Here is a 981-nt window from a genome sequence, read left to right on the forward strand (position 1 = left end):
AGAGTCGTAGAGGTCCCCGACCGGGACGGCGGTGGCGTCGGTGGGCGGCCACTGCGCCAGGTCCGCCGGTGCGCCGTCGGCTTCCGGCACGAGGACGCCTTCGGCATGCAAAGTCCACGACGCGACCGAATCGGCATCGTCGTCGGGGCGGGAGAATATCCGCACCCCGCGACGCCCCTCGTCCGCACCGCCGATCACGACCTGCACCGCGACACCACCGGACTCCGGCAACACCAGCGGGGCACGCAGAATCAGCTCGTCCAGGCTCGAACAGCCCACCCGCGCACCGGCGTGCAGGGCGAGTTCGACGAGACCGGTGCCGGGGAACAAAACTGTGTCCATGACCCGGTGGTCGGCCAGCCAGGGCTGCGTCTGCACCGACAATCTGCCGCTGACGGCGACCACATCGGAATCCGGTTGCGACACCACCGCCGACACCAGCGGGTGACCGGTCGCGACGAGCCCCATCGACCGGGCGTCCCCCTTGCCTGCGGAACCTTCGGGTATCCAATAGCGCCGGTGCTGGAAGGCATAGGTGGGCAGGTCGATACGCCGCGCCCCCGTACCGGCGTAGAAACGGGCCCAATTCACCTCGGCACCGGCCACGAACAACCTGGCGATCCCAGCCGACACGGTGGACGCGTCGGCACGGTCACGACGCGCCAACGCCACCACCACAGCGGCCTCGTCGTCGAGAGTCTGGGCGACCATCGGGGTCAAGACCGCATCGGGGCCGACCTCGGCGAACCGGGACACACCCATGTCCGCCATCGCCGTAACAGCATCGGCGAACCGGACGGTGTCACGAACCTGACCCACCCAATACGCCGGATCCGACATCTCATCGGTGATCCGGGCGCCGGTCACTGTAGACACCAGCGGGATGCTGGGCCGACCGAAGGTCAAGCCCTCTATCGCCGAAGCGAACTCGGCCAGCATCGGCTCCATCAGAGCCGAATGGAAAGCATGCGAAACCCGCAA

Annotated in this window: 1 protein-coding gene; it reads right to left on the reverse strand. The window is 68.0% G+C overall.

What is annotated here, in order from left to right; translation table 11 throughout:
* A partial coding sequence (locus NP3_RS45995; RefSeq protein WP_281197816.1) for an acyltransferase domain-containing protein occupies positions 1–981 on the reverse strand: 981 nt, incomplete at its 3' end.

Source organism: Nocardia pseudovaccinii NBRC 100343 (assembly GCF_001613225.1).
Classification (GTDB): Bacteria; Actinomycetota; Actinomycetes; order Mycobacteriales; family Mycobacteriaceae; genus Nocardia; species Nocardia pseudovaccinii.